The 2,653-nt window shown below is 39.5% G+C and carries 6 protein-coding genes; all 6 read left to right on the forward strand.

Going from position 1 to position 2,653, the window contains the following annotated elements; all coding sequences use genetic code 11:
- Positions 1–360, forward strand: a 360-nt coding sequence (locus ACX5KA_RS18460) for a hypothetical protein (RefSeq protein WP_458731847.1), incomplete at its 5' end; no start/stop codon positions are given.
- A 108-nt stretch (positions 361–468) separates the two neighbouring features.
- A complete protein-coding gene (locus tag ACX5KA_RS18465; RefSeq protein WP_039220498.1) occupies positions 469–918 on the forward strand; it encodes an acyltransferase in 450 nt (149 codons plus the stop codon).
- A 20-nt stretch (positions 919–938) separates the two neighbouring features.
- Positions 939–1,541, forward strand: coding sequence for a GNAT family N-acetyltransferase (locus tag ACX5KA_RS18470; protein WP_458731848.1), 603 nt, complete (start codon positions 939–941; stop codon positions 1,539–1,541).
- A gap of 63 nt (positions 1,542–1,604) precedes the next feature.
- On the forward strand, positions 1,605–1,841 hold the full coding sequence (locus tag ACX5KA_RS18475; protein WP_458731849.1) for a hypothetical protein: 237 nt from the start codon (positions 1,605–1,607) through the stop codon (positions 1,839–1,841).
- Between the two features lie 100 nt (positions 1,842–1,941).
- Positions 1,942–2,319: a hypothetical protein gene (locus ACX5KA_RS18480; RefSeq protein WP_458731850.1), complete on the forward strand. Its 378-nt coding sequence runs from the start codon at positions 1,942–1,944 to the stop codon at positions 2,317–2,319.
- A 65-nt stretch (positions 2,320–2,384) separates the two neighbouring features.
- The gene (locus ACX5KA_RS18485; protein ID WP_458731851.1) at positions 2,385–2,576 is read left to right on the forward strand and encodes a YHS domain-containing protein; all 192 of its coding nucleotides are present in this window, start codon (positions 2,385–2,387) and stop codon (positions 2,574–2,576) included.
- Positions 2,577–2,653: the final 77 nt, after the last annotated feature.

Here is a 2,653-nt window from a genome sequence, read left to right on the forward strand (position 1 = left end):
AATCAGTTAATTAGGTGCGGAATGACGGTTACAGGGTTGTTTGGTGTTGTTATGATTTTAATCGCACCAGAAATGAGTAAGCCAATCGGAATTTATGTGTTTGGTGTTTTCTGCTTAATCATTTTTGTAATGTGTATCACTACTGGGAAGTTACGTAATTACTTAGGTAGGGTAATTGGTTTAACAGCATTTGGGTTATCTATTTGGTATCTACTGGGGCAATTAGGAAGCGGTGAGTTGATATCAAGTAAGAGATCTGAACCATCTATATTCAATGCGATATTATTCTTTTTTGCCTTTGGATTTCCAGGAATTTGGTTTGCAATTAAAGGTAAATTTTCAATTAATAGTAACAGGTAACTACCGAGTGAATGTAGCCCTAACAAACATCTGTTAGCACTCAATGATGGCTAAAAAAGACAGGCATGTTTCGCTTAAAACGGGAACTCACTTCGGGGCTGGCGTACAATGAAAAGCACACTGTCTCTTGCGCAGTATGTTAAAAAACGAAATGGCGTGCCGTTGGGGGCAAGTGATTCAATGAAGAACATGCTTTCCAGGTCTTTTGGTGCTTCTTCTTTTCCAGCGTTTTGGAATCATTGGAACCCTATCTGGGGTTATTATTTATCGCGTAATGTTCTACGTCCACTTGCGAATTTTTTGCCCATTTATTTAGCTACCTTTACCACATTTCTTTTTAGTGGAGCGCTTCACGATATCGCTGTATCAATCGTTAAGTGGAAAATCATTCTTTTCTTCACGCCGTGGTTTGGGTTAATGGGGTTAATAGTTATTTTTTCTAAATGGGCTGGGATATCGTACGGTCAGGTTAGTTGGCCTGTTCGCGCATTAACTAATGCGTCGTTTATTTTCGTCTCGCTAGGTGTAACGTACTTCTTGGAAACCTTGTATGCTTAGCAACATACATTTAGAAATACATGGAAAGTGAAACGTGGTTTGAAGAGATTGAATTAGAATCTGAGAATATAAAGCTCATTCCGTTAACAATGGCACATGCTGATGCCTTAGTGAATGCAGCGACGGACGGTGAATTGTGGAAGCTATGGTTCACATCAGTACCAAACGCTGAAACTATTAGTGAATATATTGCGACAGCACTAGAGCAGAAAAGCAAAGGGCTATCGTTACCCTTTGTGGTGATTCAAAAAGCGAGTGGAAAGGTTATTGGCTCAACGCGCTTTTGTAATGCTGACCTGATTAATCAGAGAGTGGAAATTGGCTATACTTGGTACAGTAAGACATACCAAAAAACCTCATGCAACACCGAATGTAAGCTACTTCTGCTCAATCATGCATTTGAAACTCTCAATGCTATCGCGGTAGAGTTTAGGACAAGCTGGCATAATCAAGCTTCACGTGCCGCTATCGCTCGTTTAGGGGCAAAACAAGACGGTGTACTTAGGAATCATCAAAGATTGCCAAGTGGTGGTTATAGAGACACCGTTGTGTTTTCGATCATTAATACAGAGTGGCTGGCTGTTAAAGAGAACTTAACTTTTAAGCTCTCAATGAAAAGCTAATAAAGCACGTTATTCTGATGAATGGCATGCGTAGCGTGAAACATATGAAAAAGGAGAGCTTACATGCCAATTAAGAAATGGATTTTTCAGTACAGTATTGCTTTTCCCATATTGTCTGCTTTGTTTTCTAGCGTTCAATATATTAAAGGTCAAACAGTTTCTTACTCTTTAAAATTTGGACTAACCTGGGCCTTTATTACCATAGTCATATTTGCTACTCGTCGAGCATACAATTTTAAAAAGAACATCGACTGCCAGTTTTGTAACGACTTAAACCCAGAAGACGCGCAGCGAAAATAGGGCTTCTTGTTGTGAAAGGGTGATTCACGAGATAAGCGTTGAAACGCAAGCTTTCCGTCGAGCTTTTACTCTGCAAGGTTAAAAAGATTTAGGTTTATAAATGAACAGTAGAATCGCTTTGTTAGCGTTTAATACTCTAGGTGGTGCCATACTTTCATTAACTGCATTCATAGCTGGTAGCGGGTCCGCGTCATCTCTTAATTTATTATATTGGGGCATATTGCCCGGTTTGCCTTTTATAGTACTTGCTGTTTTAGGGGTCTTTAACAAAAATCTGAGCCAGCAAAGCCTCCTCTTTATGACTTTAGCTGCATTGTTAGTGACATCTGCTAGTTACGGGCAGTTTTTTGTGTATGTTGGTGGTGACGCGAATATTGGTGCTGGCCTTATGATTTTATACAGCCCAATCGCTTATATAGCCGCTATATTAATTGGATGGGCAATCGGCGAACTTTTTCACTTTAATCGTGGAAAATAGTGAACCTTGCGCTCGTTCATTTGGAATTTGAAAGCAATGTGGTAAGTACCTTTTAAGGAAAAGCAATGGAGCCCATTAACAAGTTCTGCCCTAGATCTGGCAAACCAGTAAAACCTGATTCGCTAACCGAATATCGTGGCTATACAGTAGGCTTTTGTAATCCTGGATGTAGTAGCGATTTTGCTAAAAACTTCCAAGCAAGCCCGAACGATACTCAGTATTTTGATGTGCTAATAAAAGAAAAGTTTGGGAAGTAAAAAGTTTGGATTTGGTTAACGCGTACTAGCAGGCATGAATATAAATAAAAGGCTATGTTCGGATTAACTGTTGTTGA

This window comes from Alteromonas alvinellae (genome assembly GCF_902705805.1).